At 56.6% G+C, this 14,024-nt stretch carries 13 protein-coding genes; 9 read left to right on the plus strand and 4 right to left on the minus strand.

Annotated elements, in window-relative coordinates:
* Positions 1-50 precede the first annotated feature (50 nt).
* Together minD and minE are read left to right on the plus strand one after the other, a co-directional pair.
* Complete coding sequence (gene minD, locus BUQ81_RS04750) at positions 51-863, plus strand: septum site-determining protein MinD (protein WP_074201433.1); 813 nt, start codon at positions 51-53, stop codon at positions 861-863.
* Positions 864-866: 3 nt separating this feature from the next.
* Positions 867-1,127, plus strand: coding sequence for a cell division topological specificity factor MinE (gene minE / locus BUQ81_RS04755; RefSeq protein WP_074201235.1), 261 nt, complete (start codon positions 867-869; stop codon positions 1,125-1,127).
* 51 nt (positions 1,128-1,178) lie between these two features.
* On the opposite strand, the gene BUQ81_RS04760 is transcribed toward minE, so the two are convergent.
* Entirely contained in the window at positions 1,179-2,021 is an 843-nt protein-coding gene (locus BUQ81_RS04760; RefSeq protein WP_074201236.1) for a CsiV family protein, read from the minus strand.
* A complete protein-coding gene (gene mfd / locus BUQ81_RS04765) occupies positions 2,014-5,463 on the minus strand; it encodes a transcription-repair coupling factor (RefSeq protein WP_074201237.1) in 3,450 nt (1,149 codons plus the stop codon). The genes BUQ81_RS04760 and mfd overlap by 8 nt, the downstream gene beginning before the upstream one ends.
* A 52-nt stretch (positions 5,464-5,515) precedes the next feature.
* Between mfd and BUQ81_RS04770 the strand changes: the two genes are divergently transcribed.
* The 6 genes from BUQ81_RS04770 to BUQ81_RS04795 all read left to right on the plus strand — a co-directional run bounded on the left by BUQ81_RS04770 (position 5,516) and on the right by BUQ81_RS04795 (position 11,072).
* Positions 5,516-6,733: a hypothetical protein gene (locus tag BUQ81_RS04770; protein ID WP_074201238.1), complete on the plus strand. Its 1,218-nt coding sequence runs from the start codon at positions 5,516-5,518 to the stop codon at positions 6,731-6,733.
* Between the two features lie 151 nt (positions 6,734-6,884).
* Positions 6,885-8,183, plus strand: coding sequence for an NAD(P)/FAD-dependent oxidoreductase (locus BUQ81_RS04775; RefSeq protein WP_074201239.1), 1,299 nt, complete (start codon positions 6,885-6,887; stop codon positions 8,181-8,183).
* 274 nt (positions 8,184-8,457) lie between these two features.
* Complete coding sequence (locus BUQ81_RS04780) at positions 8,458-9,093, plus strand: trimeric intracellular cation channel family protein (protein ID WP_074201240.1); 636 nt, start codon at positions 8,458-8,460, stop codon at positions 9,091-9,093.
* Positions 9,090-9,755 (plus strand): tRNA (adenosine(37)-N6)-threonylcarbamoyltransferase complex dimerization subunit type 1 TsaB, encoded by a 666-nt coding sequence (gene tsaB, locus BUQ81_RS04785; RefSeq protein WP_074201241.1) that lies wholly within the window; start codon positions 9,090-9,092, stop codon positions 9,753-9,755. The genes BUQ81_RS04780 and tsaB overlap by 4 nt, the downstream gene beginning before the upstream one ends.
* Positions 9,755-10,225, plus strand: coding sequence for a universal stress protein (locus BUQ81_RS04790; RefSeq protein WP_074201242.1), 471 nt, complete (start codon positions 9,755-9,757; stop codon positions 10,223-10,225). Before tsaB ends, BUQ81_RS04790 begins: the two co-directional genes overlap by 1 nt.
* A 1-nt stretch (position 10,226) precedes the next feature.
* Positions 10,227-11,072 (plus strand): hypothetical protein, encoded by an 846-nt coding sequence (locus BUQ81_RS04795; protein ID WP_074201243.1) that lies wholly within the window; start codon positions 10,227-10,229, stop codon positions 11,070-11,072.
* 12 nt (positions 11,073-11,084) lie between these two features.
* On the opposite strand, the gene BUQ81_RS04800 is transcribed toward BUQ81_RS04795, so the two are convergent.
* A complete protein-coding gene (locus BUQ81_RS04800; protein ID WP_143598460.1) occupies positions 11,085-11,402 on the minus strand; it encodes a hypothetical protein in 318 nt (105 codons plus the stop codon).
* A gap of 82 nt (positions 11,403-11,484) precedes the next feature.
* Between BUQ81_RS04800 and BUQ81_RS04805 the strand changes: the two genes are divergently transcribed.
* Positions 11,485-13,173, plus strand: coding sequence for a YcaO-like family protein (locus BUQ81_RS04805; RefSeq protein ID WP_074201245.1), 1,689 nt, complete (start codon positions 11,485-11,487; stop codon positions 13,171-13,173).
* Positions 13,174-13,265: 92 nt separating this feature from the next.
* Here BUQ81_RS04805 and BUQ81_RS04810 read toward each other — a convergent pair whose 3' ends face one another.
* Positions 13,266-13,967, minus strand: coding sequence for a DUF481 domain-containing protein (locus BUQ81_RS04810; protein ID WP_074201246.1), 702 nt, complete (start codon positions 13,965-13,967; stop codon positions 13,266-13,268).
* Between the last annotated feature and the right edge of the window lie 57 nt (positions 13,968-14,024).

A 14,024-nucleotide genomic window follows, 5' to 3' on the forward strand; every position in this document is an offset into this window, starting at 1 on the left:
ATTGCCTATAATGCACGGCAAACAATGGATAGAACAGAAGGAGTATGCGTGTGTCACGTGTAATAGTGGTTACCTCGGGTAAAGGGGGGGTCGGCAAGACCACCACCAGCGCCAGTTTTTCCATGGGGCTTGCGTTGCGGGGCCACAAGACCGCGGTGATTGACTTCGATGTGGGCCTGCGCAACCTGGATCTGATCATGGGCTGTGAGCGCCGCGTGGTTTACGACTTCGTGAATGTGGTGCAGGGCGAAGCAACGCTGAAGCAGGCACTGATCAAGGACAAGCACACCCCGAACCTGTATGTTCTGGCCGCGTCCCAGACACGTGACAAGGATGCGCTCACCAAGGAGGGTGTGGGACAGGTCATCGATGGGCTCAAGGAGATGGGCTTTGAATATATCATCTGTGACTCGCCTGCCGGCATTGAAAAGGGCGCGCAACTGGCGCTGTACTACGCCGATGATGCGCTGGTGGTGACCAACCCTGAGGTCTCCTCTGTTCGCGATTCCGACCGCATTCTCGGGATTCTGCAGGCCAAGTCCAAACGCGCTGAAGAGGGCATGGAGCCCATTCGTGAAAACCTGATCTTGACCCGCTACAACCCGGAACGGGTCGAGGAAGGTGAAATGATGTCCTGGGATGACATCGTTGAGCTTCTGGGTGTGCCCTTGCTGGGCGCCGTGCCGGAATCCGAAGATGTCCTCAATGCGTCCAACGCGGGCGTGCCGGTAATCTTGCACGAGGGGTCGCCGGCCGCACAGGCGTACGAGGACATTGTGGCCCGTTATCTGGGTGAAGAACGGCCGCAACGCTTCCTGACGGCTGAAAAGAAGGGCCTGTTGAAGAAACTGTTTGGGAAATAAGACATGTCTGTACTCGATTATTTCCTCGGAAAGCGCCAGAAGAAAAGTGCCAGGGTGGCCAAGGAGCGTCTGCAGCTGGTAATGGTGCATGAACGTAATGCACGCAATGCACCGGATTTTCTGCCGCAGATGCGCGAAGAAATCCTGGCGGTCATTTCAAAATATGTCGAGATCGATCGCGAGCAGTTGCAGATCAATCTGGATCATGCCGATGGCTATGAGGTGCTGGAGCTGAATGTGGTCATTCCAGAAAAGGAGGCGTGATTTGCCTGCAGCTGACCAAAGTGGATGGAGCCCCGCTAAAGACGGGGTTTTTTATTGCCCGGTGGAAACCCGACGAATGACGGCGAGGGCGCCAAAGAGCGGATGGTCGAAGTAATGCCATTCGTTGGATTTGACCTTGCGGGTTTCACTCAGGTGGAACGTCCAGGTGTCCGGCAGCTCATCCGGTTCCAATCCTTCGTGGCGAGCAAAGGCTTCACGAATCTTTTGCGGAATCCGGCGCTCCATGTCGAGAGAGAGCTCGATATGGCCATGGCGATTCTTGTAAAAACGCACCTGTCCCGTTAGTGCGTCACCAAATGGGGTATTACCAAGGATGGTAAAGTCAAGCGCCTGCTTTTTATTAATGGCAGGCTGAATCCAGCTGTAGTGGGAAACAATGCGGTAACCTTTCTGCGGTGACAGCCGTTCAACAGCTTTTTGCAAAAGAGAATGCTCGGTTGGTACAGCACGAATTTCCCTAATCCATGTGGGAGCACTTTCTGGAAACTGTCCTGCCAACAGATCGTCTAGCAAAAGATCGGCGCTATTCTCCAGGATAAAGGGTGAACTGACAGGTGGCACCTGCTGCAGTGGGGTGGAATTTTGCGTGTCGTGAAGTTGCTCGCCCGCCTGTTGAGGTTGAACGGTTGAATGCCCATCACCATTGTGGTCATGTTGTGCTGGCTCTCCGGTCAATGCATTCTGCCCATCTTCTAAAGTATCCATTTTCAATTCGTCCGGCCACGGCCAGTACTCTTCCGTCCACCCCTGGAGGGCACCCGTCGTGAAAACGAGTACCTCAACCTGATAGAGCGGTACCTTTTCCGCTGCCCTGGCGTTGCCAGACGCCAGCACAAGGAAGGTTATAAAAAGTGGAAAAAGCTTTTTAATCATTGTCTTGAGAAATATTGTTTAAAGTGCTTTTGAACGTTTCAATGCGCGTTTCCAGTTCCGGCATTGTAGCGAAAACCGTCAGCGACTGTTGTCCCTTCAGGCGATAGTGTTGTGGTGCTGACTGAACCAGTTGAATCAGCTTGAGCGGATCGATTTGGGGTTCCGGGCCAAACGTGATTTTCAACTGGGACTCGTTGGCTTCGACTTTATGCAACCCTTTTTCTCGTGCCATCAGTTTGACTTCGGCGGTCGCAAAAAGATTTTTTACCGCGTCCGGCAAGAGACCGAATCGGTCGATCATTTCGATCTGCAGCTGCTCCAGGGCCTGTGCGCTGTCCGCACTGGCAATGCGCTTGTAGAGGACAAGGCGCGTCGCCACATCAGGCAGATAATCTTCCGGAATCAGCGCCGGCACGCCGAGATGAACTTCGACGGTTTGTGGCGACCAGACGGCTTCCATATCAGGGACGTCGCCCTTGCGGTAGGCACGTACGGCACGCTCCAGAAGATCCTGGTAAAGGTTGAAACCGACTTCCTGCATCTGGCCCGCCTGTCGATCACCAAGCAATTCACCGGCGCCGCGAATTTCCATGTCGTGACTGGCAAGCATGAACCCGGCGCCCAGCGAGCGATGGCGCGTAATGGCGTCAAGCCGTTTTTGGGCATCATCGGTGATCTGGCTGCTGTCCTCCGGCGTGAACAGATAGGCAAAGGCACGGTGATGTGAGCGTCCAACCCGTCCACGCAGCTGGTGGAGCTGGGCTAGACCGAACTTGTCGGCGCGGTGGATCAGAATGGTATTGGCCGAAGGGACATCGATGCCGGTTTCGATAATGGTGGTGCAAACCAGTATGTTGAATTTCTGGTGGTAGAAATCCTGCATGACCCGTTCCAGTTGCCGTTCGGGCATCTGGCCGTGGGCAATGCCGACGCGCCCTTCCGGCACCAGGTTCTGCATGTGTTCGGCAAAGGCCTCGATCTTGTCTACATCGTTGAACAGGACATATACCTGACCGCCGCGGCGCAGTTCGCGCAGGCATGCTTCGCGCGCGGTTTCATCCTGCCACGGTTGCACAAAGGTCTCTACCGACAGACGGCGAGCCGGCGGGGTGGCGATGATGGACAGGTCGCGCAACTCGTTCATGGCCATATTGAGCGTGCGCGGTATGGGGGTCGCGGTCAGGGTCAGCACATCCACTTCGGCCCGCAGCTTCTTGAGCTGTTCCTTTTGGCGCACGCCAAAGCGGTGCTCTTCGTCGAGAATGACCAGACCCAGGTTTTTGAAGCGGATGTCCGATTGCAGCAGCTTGTGGGTGCCGATAATGATATCCACCTTGCCTTCGGCCAGATCTGCCAGCGTTTGCTTCTGTTCCTTGGCTGTCTGGAAGCGTGACAGCAGACCCACGCACACCGGCCAGTCGGCGAAACGATCGCGAAAGGCATCGAAATGCTGCTGGGCCAGCAGGGTGGTGGGGACCAGTACGGCCACCTGCCGACCGTTCTGAACCGCTACAAAGGCTGCGCGCAGGGCCACTTCGGTCTTGCCAAAGCCTACGTCGCCACATACCAGTCGGTCCATTGGGCGAGGGGACTGCATGTCATCCAGAACGGCTTGGATTGCGGCCTGTTGATCTGGTGTTTCCTCATAGGGGAAACCGGCCGCAAAGCGTGCATAATCGGTTTCGTCGATGCTGTAGCGTACGCCTTCACGGGCGGCGCGGCGTGCGTAGATATCCAGCAGTTCTGCGGCCACATCCTGCGCCTGCCGCGCCGCTTTTTCCCGCGCTTTCTGCCAGCGGTCGCTGCCCAGCTTGTGCAGGGGGGCGTTTTCGGGCGAAGCACCGGTATAGCGGCTGATCAGGTCCAGTTGGGTCACCGGCACATACAGGGTGTCGCCGCCGGCATATTCGATAACCACGAACTCCTCGGCCTGATCACCCACATCCAGCCGCTGCAGCCCGCGATAACGGCCCACACCATGATCAATGTGCACCACCGGTTGGCCAGGCTCCAGCTCGGCCAGATTGCGAATGGCGGTGTCAAAGTCTTCGTGGGCCCGCTGGAAGCGGCGGCGGCGCTGCACCACCATCTGGCCAAGTATCGCCTGCTCGCTAATGACAGCCATTTCATGGGTGGCATAACTCGCTTCAATGTCCCCGGTGGTGATGGCCAGTCGCGCCTCGTCCTGTTGGAAGTCTGACCAGCTTTCAACACTCGTGGGAACAATATTGTGTTGGCGAAGCAACGTCAGCAGGGCTTCGCGCCGCCCGGCGCTTTCCGCCACCAACAGGGTTCGCCCCGGGTAGCGATCCAGAAAGGCATTGAACTTCGCCAGTGGGTGGGCATGCGCCTGCTGTAGGGTCAGATCCGGTAGGGGGATGTGGTCAAAAACATGGGTCGTACGCGGGTTTTCCTGTTCTTCAAGCCAGATCTGATGGGTGAACTTGAGCCGCGCCATCAGCTCATCGGGCGAAAGAATCAGACTTTGGGGGGGCAGGGGCGGGAAGTCCCGGTTCAACTGCGCAATTTCATAACGCTCCTGAAAGGTTTCCTGGTTGGTTCTGGCCGCCTTGAGTAGATCGCCATGCAGGAACAGGTCGGTATTTTCCGGCAGATAGTCGAACAGTGTTGCGGTTTCGTCGTGAAAGAGGGGCAGGTAGTATTCAAGTCCTCCTACTGGACGACCTTCACTGACGTCCTGATAGAGGCGGGTACTGCGGATCTCGCTACCCAGTTGTTGGCGGGCCTGTCGTCTGAAACGCGAGATGCCGTCTTCATCCAGCAGAAATTCCCGCCCAGGAAGCAGTTCAAAGGCGTCCAGGGTTTCCTGGCTGAGCTGGGTATCTGCATCGAATGTGCGCAGGGTATCGATTTCATCATCGAACAGATCAATGCGAATAGGCTGTGCTGCGCCCATGGGCCACAGGTCAATAATGCTGCCGCGCTGGGCAAAGTCACCGGGTTCGCTGACCTGTGAGACACGCTGATAGCCGCTGCGTACCAGCTGCTCGACAAATTGTTCGGCATTCAGCTGCTCGCCGGTTTTCAGCATCAGCGCGTGCTGCTGCATGAAGGCAGGCGGCGCAATGCGCTGCATCAGGGTGGAAACCGGCGCAATCAACAGTGCAGGTGTGTTCTTGCTTAATGCATTCAGCGTACGCAGGCGTTCTGCGATGATGTCCTGATGGGGCGAAAAACGATCGTAGGGCAGGGTTTCCCACTCGGGAAAGTGCAGGACCGGCATGTCCGGGGCAAAAAAGCGCAGCGTCTCTTCGATGTGCTGGGCGTGAGGCATGTCCGGCACAGCCAGCAGGGTCAGGCCGGTTGCTTTCTGTTGCCAGTGTGACAGCAGCCAGCCGATGGCGGTGGTATTGAAGGGCGCCCAGCGGCTGGTGGCGCCGCTGCGAGAGAGTGTGCGAGCCTCGGAAAAACCTGGATTCATGACCGTATGCGTGCTTGCGTATAGAATGTTGCGGTATTTTACAGGGGGATTTATGGAAGGCTACTGGGCATTTGCATGGGTTCAGATTATTGCCCATAACTGGAGCAGCCTGGGCTGGCGATTTGCACTGGTTAGCCTGCTGATCGCGGCAGGCATCTTTCACCTGGATATATCCCTGATCTCTGAAACGGTACCCTGGTGGCTTGCCAGTTTGACGGTGCTGGTGCCCTTGATGGCCTGGCTGTTTGATACGCGTCGTACGGCCATTCTCCAGGGGGTGCTTTCCCTTCTGATTCTGGTGCTGATGCTGGGCGGGCTTGGATGGCTAGCTATCCCCATGCAGCCTCGTGATCTGATGTTCGGCGGTGTGGTGGTGCTGACCATGCTGACCAGTAATCTGGTGCACGTACTGGGTACTATTCTGCGTGAAATGGCACGGGGCCAGTTTCAGGATGATGCCGTGGCAGAGGCGCTGAAGCACAACGCAGCGCCCATTATACTGGCCAATTTAACCACCCTGTTGGGCTTCTGGGTGGTGGCGTGGTGGTCTCCAGACTTTAAAGCCTTGGCATGGGTGGTCACGGCCGGCGCACTGATGAGCCTGTGGGTAACACTCACCTGGTTGCCCTGGCTGCTGCTGCGTTATCGACTGGAGTTCCGCGTGGGGCATTACAGTGATCGCCACGGCTTTAGTCGGCTGGTTCGCTGGATGAAGGTGCATCCGAGTCTGACCCGTCTGCTGGGCATTGCCGGTATGGTGGCGCTTATCGTTGCAAATGCCGTGGTGTTCTGGAAAGCGTTTGAAAGCGTCAGCAGCATTCTGGTGATGCTTGCGGTGGTCTGGTTGCTGCTGTGGCTGGCGTGGCGGCAGGTGGGCACCGCAACGGTGGCAGTACTGATGAACTGGCTGGCCGTTTCGCTGGTCGCAGCGCTGTTGCTGGTGCTCGACCTGTCAGTGAGCACCTTGGCGATGATCGTTCCGCTGGGTCTGGTGATCGATGATGCCATTCATTTCTTTACTCGCATGGTGCGGGCCGGGCGTGTCGGTTTGTTCGACACCCGGGAATTGCGTATCCGTTTTGCGCTTGGAAGTGTGGGGCGCACCATCTGGATGACGTCGCTGCTTGTGATCGCTGCGTTAAGCCCCCTTTGGTTTAGTGGTGATCCGGTTTTGCAGCAGACTATCCTGGTCACGGCTTTGGCACTGCTGGTGGCCACATGGCTTCTGATCGTCTGGTATCCAGCTTTCCTTATCTCAAGAGATAAGTAAAACTTATTTTATGATCAAGTGAAATAAACCAGCCTTATTTGCCATCGTTTTTTTCTATTTCTCTTTTGAATATCCCTCTGGCACACTATGCCCACTTCTTAAGGTTGGCTGCATAGTCAGGCTTCAAATCTAATCTAGAGGAGGTCCATTCATGGCCACTATCGTTATCGTTGGTTCAAGCACGGGCGGTCTGCCCATGGCTTACGACATTCGCAAGCATCTGGGCAGCGAACACACCATTAAAGTTGTGAATGCCGTTGAAGACTTTACTTTCGTGCCGTCCAATCCCTGGGTGGCTGTGGGCTGGCGGAAGCCTGAAGACATCTCCTTCAAACTGGCGCCGCACCTGACACGCAAGGGTATCGAGTTCATTCATGCTACTGCGACCGAGCTGAATCCGGACGAAAACAAGCTTAAGCTGGATAATGGGGAAGAACTGAATTACGACTTTCTGATTCTGGCGACCGGTCCTTATCTGGCCTTTGAAGAGGTGGAAGGTTTCGGGCCCAAGTCACAGGGTGGTAACACGGTTTCCGTCTGTACCACGCCGCACGCGGCTGAAGGCCATGAGCAGTGGGAAGCGTTCTGCAAGGATCCTGGTCCGATCGTAGTGGGGGCCGTACAGGGCGCATCCTGCTTTGGTCCGGCTTACGAGTTTGCCATGATCATGGAAACCGATCTGCGCAAACGCGGTATCCGTGCCCAGGTGCCGATGACTTTTGTGACCTCTGAACCCTATATCGGCCATCTCGGCCTGGGAGGCGTGGGCGATTCCAAGGGCATGCTCGAGTCCATCATGCGCGAGCGCCACATCAGCTGGATCTGCAATGCCAAGGTGACCAAGATCGAAGACGGCAAGATGTACGTGGCGGAACATAATCGCAAGGGCGATGTAATTGACGAGCACGAACTGCCTTTCAAGTACGCCATGATGCTGCCGGCGTTCAAGGGCACCAAGATGCTGTGGGATACCGAGAAGCTGGAAGGGCTGGTCAACCCTCGTGGTTTTGTAATCGTGGACGAGTTCAACCGCAACCCGAAATGGCCCAATATCTATGCGCTGGGTGTGGGCATTGCCATTCCGCCGGTTGAGCAGACGCCTGTTCCCGTTGGTACGCCCAAGACCGGTCTGATGATCGAAGGCATGGTGACTGCCATCTGCCACAACATTGAAAACGTCCTGCAAGGCAAGGAGCCGGACGAGAAGGCCACTTGGAACACCATCTGTCTGGCCGACATGGGGGATACGGGGGCAGCTTTCGTTGCATTGCCACAGATCCCGCCCCGTAACCTGACCTGGGCGAAAAAGGGTAAGTGGGTGCACCTGGCCAAAATCGCCTTTGAGAAGTACTTTATCCGCAACATGAAATCTGGCAACGCCGAGCCGATTTATCAGAAGTACATCATGAAGATGCTGGGCATCAGCCGTCTGAAGTCCGGTAAGCACTGATTTCTGACCCGTTCGGTTCAGGATTGTTTGACGCCCTCGCAAGAGGGCGTTTTTTGTTGTGAGCAGAAAAACTGAAAACCGAAGTACGCGAACAGTGTGGGGGAAGGGGGCATTGGCGGGTGCAATGCGTACTCCCATTATGAAAGGGGGCACATTGCAGGTGACACGAGCATTCTGTCAATTGTTAATTGAGCAGGCATCTGTTCTGCTGTTGCCGGCATCAGCGCCTTGGGTTTGTGCCATATCCTTTCAAAGTCACTCATATAATACCGATATGCATATCGACACACTTCTTCACTGGCTGGATCTGTTGGGTACGGTGGTGTTTGCCGTCACTGGCCTGCTGGCGGCCAGCCGCAAGCAGCTGGATCTGTTCGGTGCCATCGTCATTGCCATGGTTACGGCCATTGGCGGCGGCACGCTGCGGGACCTGATTCTGGATGTGCCCGTCTTCTGGCTGCATGCGCCCGTTTATGTCTATCTGGTCGTCATTGCCGCCGTACTCATGTTTATCTATGTGCGTTTCTTTACGGCGCCTGTTCGCCTACTGCTGGTGCTTGATGCCCTGGGGTTGGCGGCATTTACCGTCATCGGCGTGCAAAAAACCTATGCGCTCGGTTATGACGATGCCATTGTCATCATGACCGGCATCATGACCGGCGTCGTGGGCGGCATGATCCGCGACATTCTCGTAGGCGAGGTGCCTCTGATCCTGCGCCGGGAAATCTATGCCACCGCCTCCTTTGCCGGAGCCAGTGTCTGGCTGCTGATGCGGCCGCTGTTTGAGGATGCCACCCTGGCAACACTTCTGGCCATGGCGACGGTGTTATTGCTGCGCCTGGGCGGGATTTATGGCAATCTCTCATTACCCCTGTTTCAACCACGCCACCCAGGAGATCCACACCCATGAATATACTGGCGCTTGAAACCGCCACCTCGGCCTGCTCTGTCGTGGTGTGTACGCCCCAGGGACAGGTGCATCTGCACGAGCAGGCGCCGCAATCCCATGCGGCCAAACTACTGCCAATGGTTGATGAGGCACTGCAACGCAGTGGGCTGGAATCCGATCAATTGGATATGATCGCCTTTGGGCGTGGCCCCGGCGCCTTTACCGGGTTGCGCATCGCCACCGCCACGGCACAGGGACTGGCGCTTGGCTGGAATCTCCCCGTGATCGGCATTGACACCCTGGAAGCTTTGGCCTGGCAGGGGCGGGCTAGCTGGGGCGCGGTACCGGTGTTTACCCTGCTGGATGCACGCATGGGGGAAGTGTATGCAGCACTGTATGACGCCCAGGGCAATGGGATAGTGTCACCTCAGCTGTTGAAGCCGGAGGCGGCGCTGGAGCTGATCGCATCCCACGGCTGCAGCCATGGCATTGGTGACATCGCTTCGATTTATCCTCAGCTTGGCGCGTCATTTGATGCATGGCTGGATGCACAGCCGCTGGCCACTGGGGTTGCCGCTGTGGCGCGTGCCCGTACCGACAGGGCATTGCCCGTGGAGGAGCAGATCCCAGTGCCCCTGTATTTGCGCAATAATGTGGCAGACAAGCCAAAAAGGAGGGCGTAATGCTCTATAAGCTGATTATCTGTGCGGTGGACTTTTCACCCCATAGCGAGCGCGCCGTACATCGCGCCAAGCAGTTGGCGGATGCCACGGGGGCTTCACTGCGCCTGCTGCATGTGGTGGAAGCACCCACCTATCCTGTACTTGAAGATGTTGCCGTGGCCGGATTGCCCGGCATGTGGGATGTGGAGGTGACCCAGGCATTGATGGAGGCATCTGAAAAACGCCTCAGGAACATTGCGCAACGATTTGAAATACCAGAAGAAAATTGCGATACCATTGTGGGTGTGGCCAAACTGGACATCGTCGAGCATGCCGACCAGGTGGCCGCCGATCTAATCGTGATGGGGCGACATGGCGAGGGCTTTTTTGAGAGCCTCATTGGTTCAGTTACGGATAGCGTGATGCATCATGCCCATTGCGATGTGCTGGCCGTTACGCTGGAAGACGAGCGTCCTAAGGAGACCGCCTGACATGAAACTGACTTTCAACTGGCTCGGCGTGCTGCTGTTCGCGCTGATAGTGACTACCCAGATGGCGAGGGCCGAGACGTTCAGGCCGGGCGAACAGGTAATGGTCTTTTTGCCTTCCCCGGATATTCAGAACGATGCCTTTATCGTCGGCATCATCAAGGGGCGCTTGCCGGATGGGCGCTATCGGATCAAGGTGACTGATTACGTGAAAGGGCATGACTATGGGTTGTCCTGCGAGCCTCTGCCGCCTGCAAACGCGAGCAGTGAGTATGGCAAGGGCTGGGAGAAATGGGATGACACCCGTCGCCTTGATCCCAATATTGAGTATGCCGTTTCCGCAGACAAGCTGATGCCGGTAGGCAAGGGGCACCACTATGCCATCTCGCGCAATAACGTATGGACGCGCTTTGCTCGCTGGCTGTCGGATGCCCCCGTACTGTATGTGGAGGACCTGGAGCAGGCTCGCAAGGAGCTCAAGGCGTTGGGGCTTGATGAGCTGGATCTACCGTTTCAGCTGGCCATTGCCCACCGCAAGGCGTTTTACAGCCCGCTGGGAAGCCCTTACTGGCCCCATGAAGTGTTGCCGCGACTGGTTCCGTTGCTGGATCGTGTGCGGGCGGTTTTGGACGCGCATCCAGAACTAAAGAAAGCCTACTTTGCCAAACCGCGCCCGTGGGACAGCATTCGCAAAAGCACCTTTATGCTGTTTACCTTGCGTGCCATCGACAAGATCGTGCACGACGCGCATTATGTGCTGTATGAAGAAGACGCAGAAAAGAACGGCGACCCCAAAACCATCGAGGCCATCAAGCAACGCCTGCGGGCCCTGGGGGTTCGTGTCAATTAAGCCTTGCGGGCCTCAATCCTCATTGGCGAGTGCAGGATTGGGCAGTTTGTAGTAGTGCGTGTTGAGAAAGTGGCTCACGGCTTCCACTTCATCCGGAAACCAGCCAAGGCCCAGGTTGGTATTGCAAGTCTCTACCATGGTGTTGAGTGCAGGGTAGTTCTTGATGCGGCTTGTTTCGCTGGCGAAGGGCCGACTTGCATGGCAGGCCATGCAGTTGCCCTCGTTAAAGAACGCACGACCCATCTGCAGTTTTTCGCTCGTTGTCTCGGCAAGTATCGGCAGGCTTGTTATGCAGCCTGCAAGCAAAAGGGTAATTTTTATCGGTTTCATCAGCTGATCCCCCACAGTAGTTCCACTTCGATTCTATCGCGGGCACGTACTGCCCGCTAACGCTTAAGGATATGGTTAATTCATGAAACATTTTTTGACCGGGAAGGCGCGCAGTCTTGAGGATGCACTATCCGTAATGGAAAGTGCGCTCGCCCATCTTGGTATTCAGCCTGTGGTGGAGAAGTGGCTCCACCCGGCGCCGTTTATCTGGTCTGTGCATGTGCATGATGCCAGCTGCCCGGCTCTTTTTTCCAACGGCAAGGGGATTTCCAGAGAAGCGGCCCTGGCCAGTGCCTATGGCGAATTCCTCGAGCGTTTTCTAACCGGTTATCACCTGGCGGATTTCACGCTGCCGAAAGGGTTGCCCTGGCTGTATACACCCAATGAGCGGGCATTGCCTGCCGACACGGCCTGGCAGGCACTGCCCCGGACGCTTAAAGCGTACTGGGACCCGGATGGTGAACTGGTTCCAGACGTACACATGCCCGAGCTGGGATGCTGCGGGCAGACAGTGCATTGCATTCCCATGGAGGATATCCAGACAGGCGCAACGGTTGAGATACCGTGGAATATTCTCGTCAACCTGTATGCCAGCAATGGTCTGTCTGCGGGCAATACCATACTGGAAGCACGTATTCAGGGGCTTTCGGAGATTTTCGAGCGCTGGGTGCGCAATCGCATCCTCAGTGAAAACCTCTGTCTGCCGCAAATCCCTGAAGTGGTGCTGTCGGCGAACGAGCGGGTGATTGAAGCCCGTGCCGCGCTGGAGTCGGAAGGCATTTCTCTGTCAATTCGCGATGCCTCGCTGGAAATGGGCTATCCGGTGGTGGCCATCATCCTGTATGCACGCGAGCAGGGGCGGGCTTTTGTTTCCTTTGGCGCCCACCCAATTTTTGAGGTGGCGCTGGAGCGCACCTTGACGGAGGCCTTTCAGGGCCGCCGACCTGGCGAATATGACGATTGGAAGCCGCCCAGCTCTGACCTTGAATGGGTGCAGAGTGCAGAAAATCGCGAGCTGCACTTTATCGACGCCTCGGGTCAGTTTCACTGGCACTTTTTCTCCAGCAAGGCGGACCTGCGTTTCAAGCCATGGGGTCTTGCGGCGAGTGCCGATTTCGAGCAACAGTGGAACTATCTGGTGGAACGGCTCCATGCAGGTGGGCATTCGCTCTATGTGCAGGATATTCCCTTTATGGATTTTTATGCCTGCCGCATGATTGTGCCCGGTCTTTCAGAGGTGCTGCCCGCGGACGAACTGGTGGAAAACAACCATAATGCGGGCTGTCATCTGCGCAAGCACTTGATGGCCCATGAGGATTCCGATCGCTGGGCGTGGCAGCTGCTTGACCTGCTGGACGAATGGGGCTGGGCCGATCATGCCTCCGTCGCATCCATTGCAGGCCTGATGACTGCACCCGAATCACCCTGGCGGGGTGTGAAAGTGATCGAGCTGCGTATACGGGCGCTGTGTCAGTTGCAGCAGCTGGATGAACTGCTTGGCTGGCTGGATGGTATTGAGCATCTGGCCGCCGGCAGCCCGCGCCTGAACACCCTGCTGGCACTGCAGCGACTGGCGGAGGGCGCCCCTGAAGACGAGTGGGAGGCGCTCACCCTGTTGTATGGCGAAGATGCCTTTTCACAGGCAAAGGCGTGGTTGCAGGGCCATGCCTGGGAGGATCTGCCGCTGAGCGATGCGCTGATGGATGATCCGTGGCAGAGCGCATTTAACCGGCTCGTCGTAACCCGTGCGCGGGCGCTGGGCACGGAATAACAGAATAACGAAGTTGGCCCTCATTATTGGTAATGCGGCCACAGGTGGAAGTGGGCACGCGGCCCACATCCTTTCTGCCTGTTGTCCGGTCTTTAAAAGGTATATTTGAATGTTATGCGTGTCAGATTGTCTTCCGAGCGCTTGCCAGCTTCCGGTTTGCTGTTGTAGCGATATTCATATTGCGCACTCAGGGACAGGTGAGCGTTGAGGGCACTTTCGAGACCAAGACGTGTGGTGTTGAGGCGACGCTCGGCATCATGGCGTTCGGTGGTTTCGGCCGTTCCCTTGACGGCCTCATTGAACGCATAGCTGCCCTTGAGATAGAGACGGCCCATCCAGCCGTCCGCATCGCGCGAATTGTCTTTGTAGTCGTCATTGTGCCAGCCGGCACCCAGTTCCAGATCGATGGCTGAGCGTTCATTGGGCGCCCAGCGCCATCCCGGTCCTACGGTGAGGTTATAACGGCTGACCAGTCCGGACGGCTCATCCTGTTCATAGAGTCCGTTCGCATACACATAGCTCTTGCGTTGCGCGCTCAGGAAGTGGCTGAACTGTCCTTCCAGATGATACAGCTCCTTGCTGAGTGTCTTGTCAGTGCGCTGGCGGTCGGCACGACCGATCAGCTTGAGTATATTCAGATCAACTGTGTGGGTGGCCTCCGCGGCCAGATACAGCGCTTCGGCACTGCTGTTGCCGCTGCTTTCGCTGTAGCCCAGTTCCGCGTTGCCAGCCCATTGAGCATGCAGGGCGGGGGCGGTGATGGCAAGTAGAGTAGCCAGAAAGGACTTTTTCATGATGAATTCCCGTCTAAATCGAAAGGCGAAATTATAGGGTGAGTTGCCGGATCGGTT

The sequence above is a fragment of the Sulfurivirga caldicuralii genome (genome assembly GCF_900141795.1).
Taxonomy (GTDB): Bacteria; Pseudomonadota; Gammaproteobacteria; order Thiomicrospirales; family Thiomicrospiraceae; genus Sulfurivirga; species Sulfurivirga caldicuralii.

Bases quoted from the DNA above. Each gene is read 5' to 3' on its own strand.
- minE (WP_074201235.1), top strand. From the start codon at position 867: ATGTCTGTACTCGATTATTTCCTCGGAAAGCGCCAGAAGAAAAGTGCC.
- BUQ81_RS04760 (WP_074201236.1), bottom strand. From the start codon at position 2,021: ATGATTAAAAAGCTTTTTCCACTTTTTATAACCTTCCTTGTGCTGGCG.
- mfd (WP_074201237.1), bottom strand. From the start codon at position 5,463: ATGAATCCAGGTTTTTCCGAGGCTCGCACACTCTCTCGCAGCGGCGCC.
- BUQ81_RS04770 (WP_074201238.1), top strand. From the start codon at position 5,516: ATGGAAGGCTACTGGGCATTTGCATGGGTTCAGATTATTGCCCATAAC.
- BUQ81_RS04775 (WP_074201239.1), top strand. From the start codon at position 6,885: ATGGCCACTATCGTTATCGTTGGTTCAAGCACGGGCGGTCTGCCCATG.
- BUQ81_RS04780 (WP_074201240.1), top strand. From the start codon at position 8,458: ATGCATATCGACACACTTCTTCACTGGCTGGATCTGTTGGGTACGGTG.
- tsaB (WP_074201241.1), top strand. From the start codon at position 9,090: ATGAATATACTGGCGCTTGAAACCGCCACCTCGGCCTGCTCTGTCGTG.
- BUQ81_RS04790 (WP_074201242.1), top strand. From the start codon at position 9,755: ATGCTCTATAAGCTGATTATCTGTGCGGTGGACTTTTCACCCCATAGC.
- BUQ81_RS04795 (WP_074201243.1), top strand. From the start codon at position 10,227: ATGAAACTGACTTTCAACTGGCTCGGCGTGCTGCTGTTCGCGCTGATA.
- BUQ81_RS04800 (WP_143598460.1), bottom strand. From the start codon at position 11,402: ATGAAACCGATAAAAATTACCCTTTTGCTTGCAGGCTGCATAACAAGC.
- BUQ81_RS04805 (WP_074201245.1), top strand. From the start codon at position 11,485: ATGAAACATTTTTTGACCGGGAAGGCGCGCAGTCTTGAGGATGCACTA.
- BUQ81_RS04810 (WP_074201246.1), bottom strand. From the start codon at position 13,967: ATGAAAAAGTCCTTTCTGGCTACTCTACTTGCCATCACCGCCCCCGCC.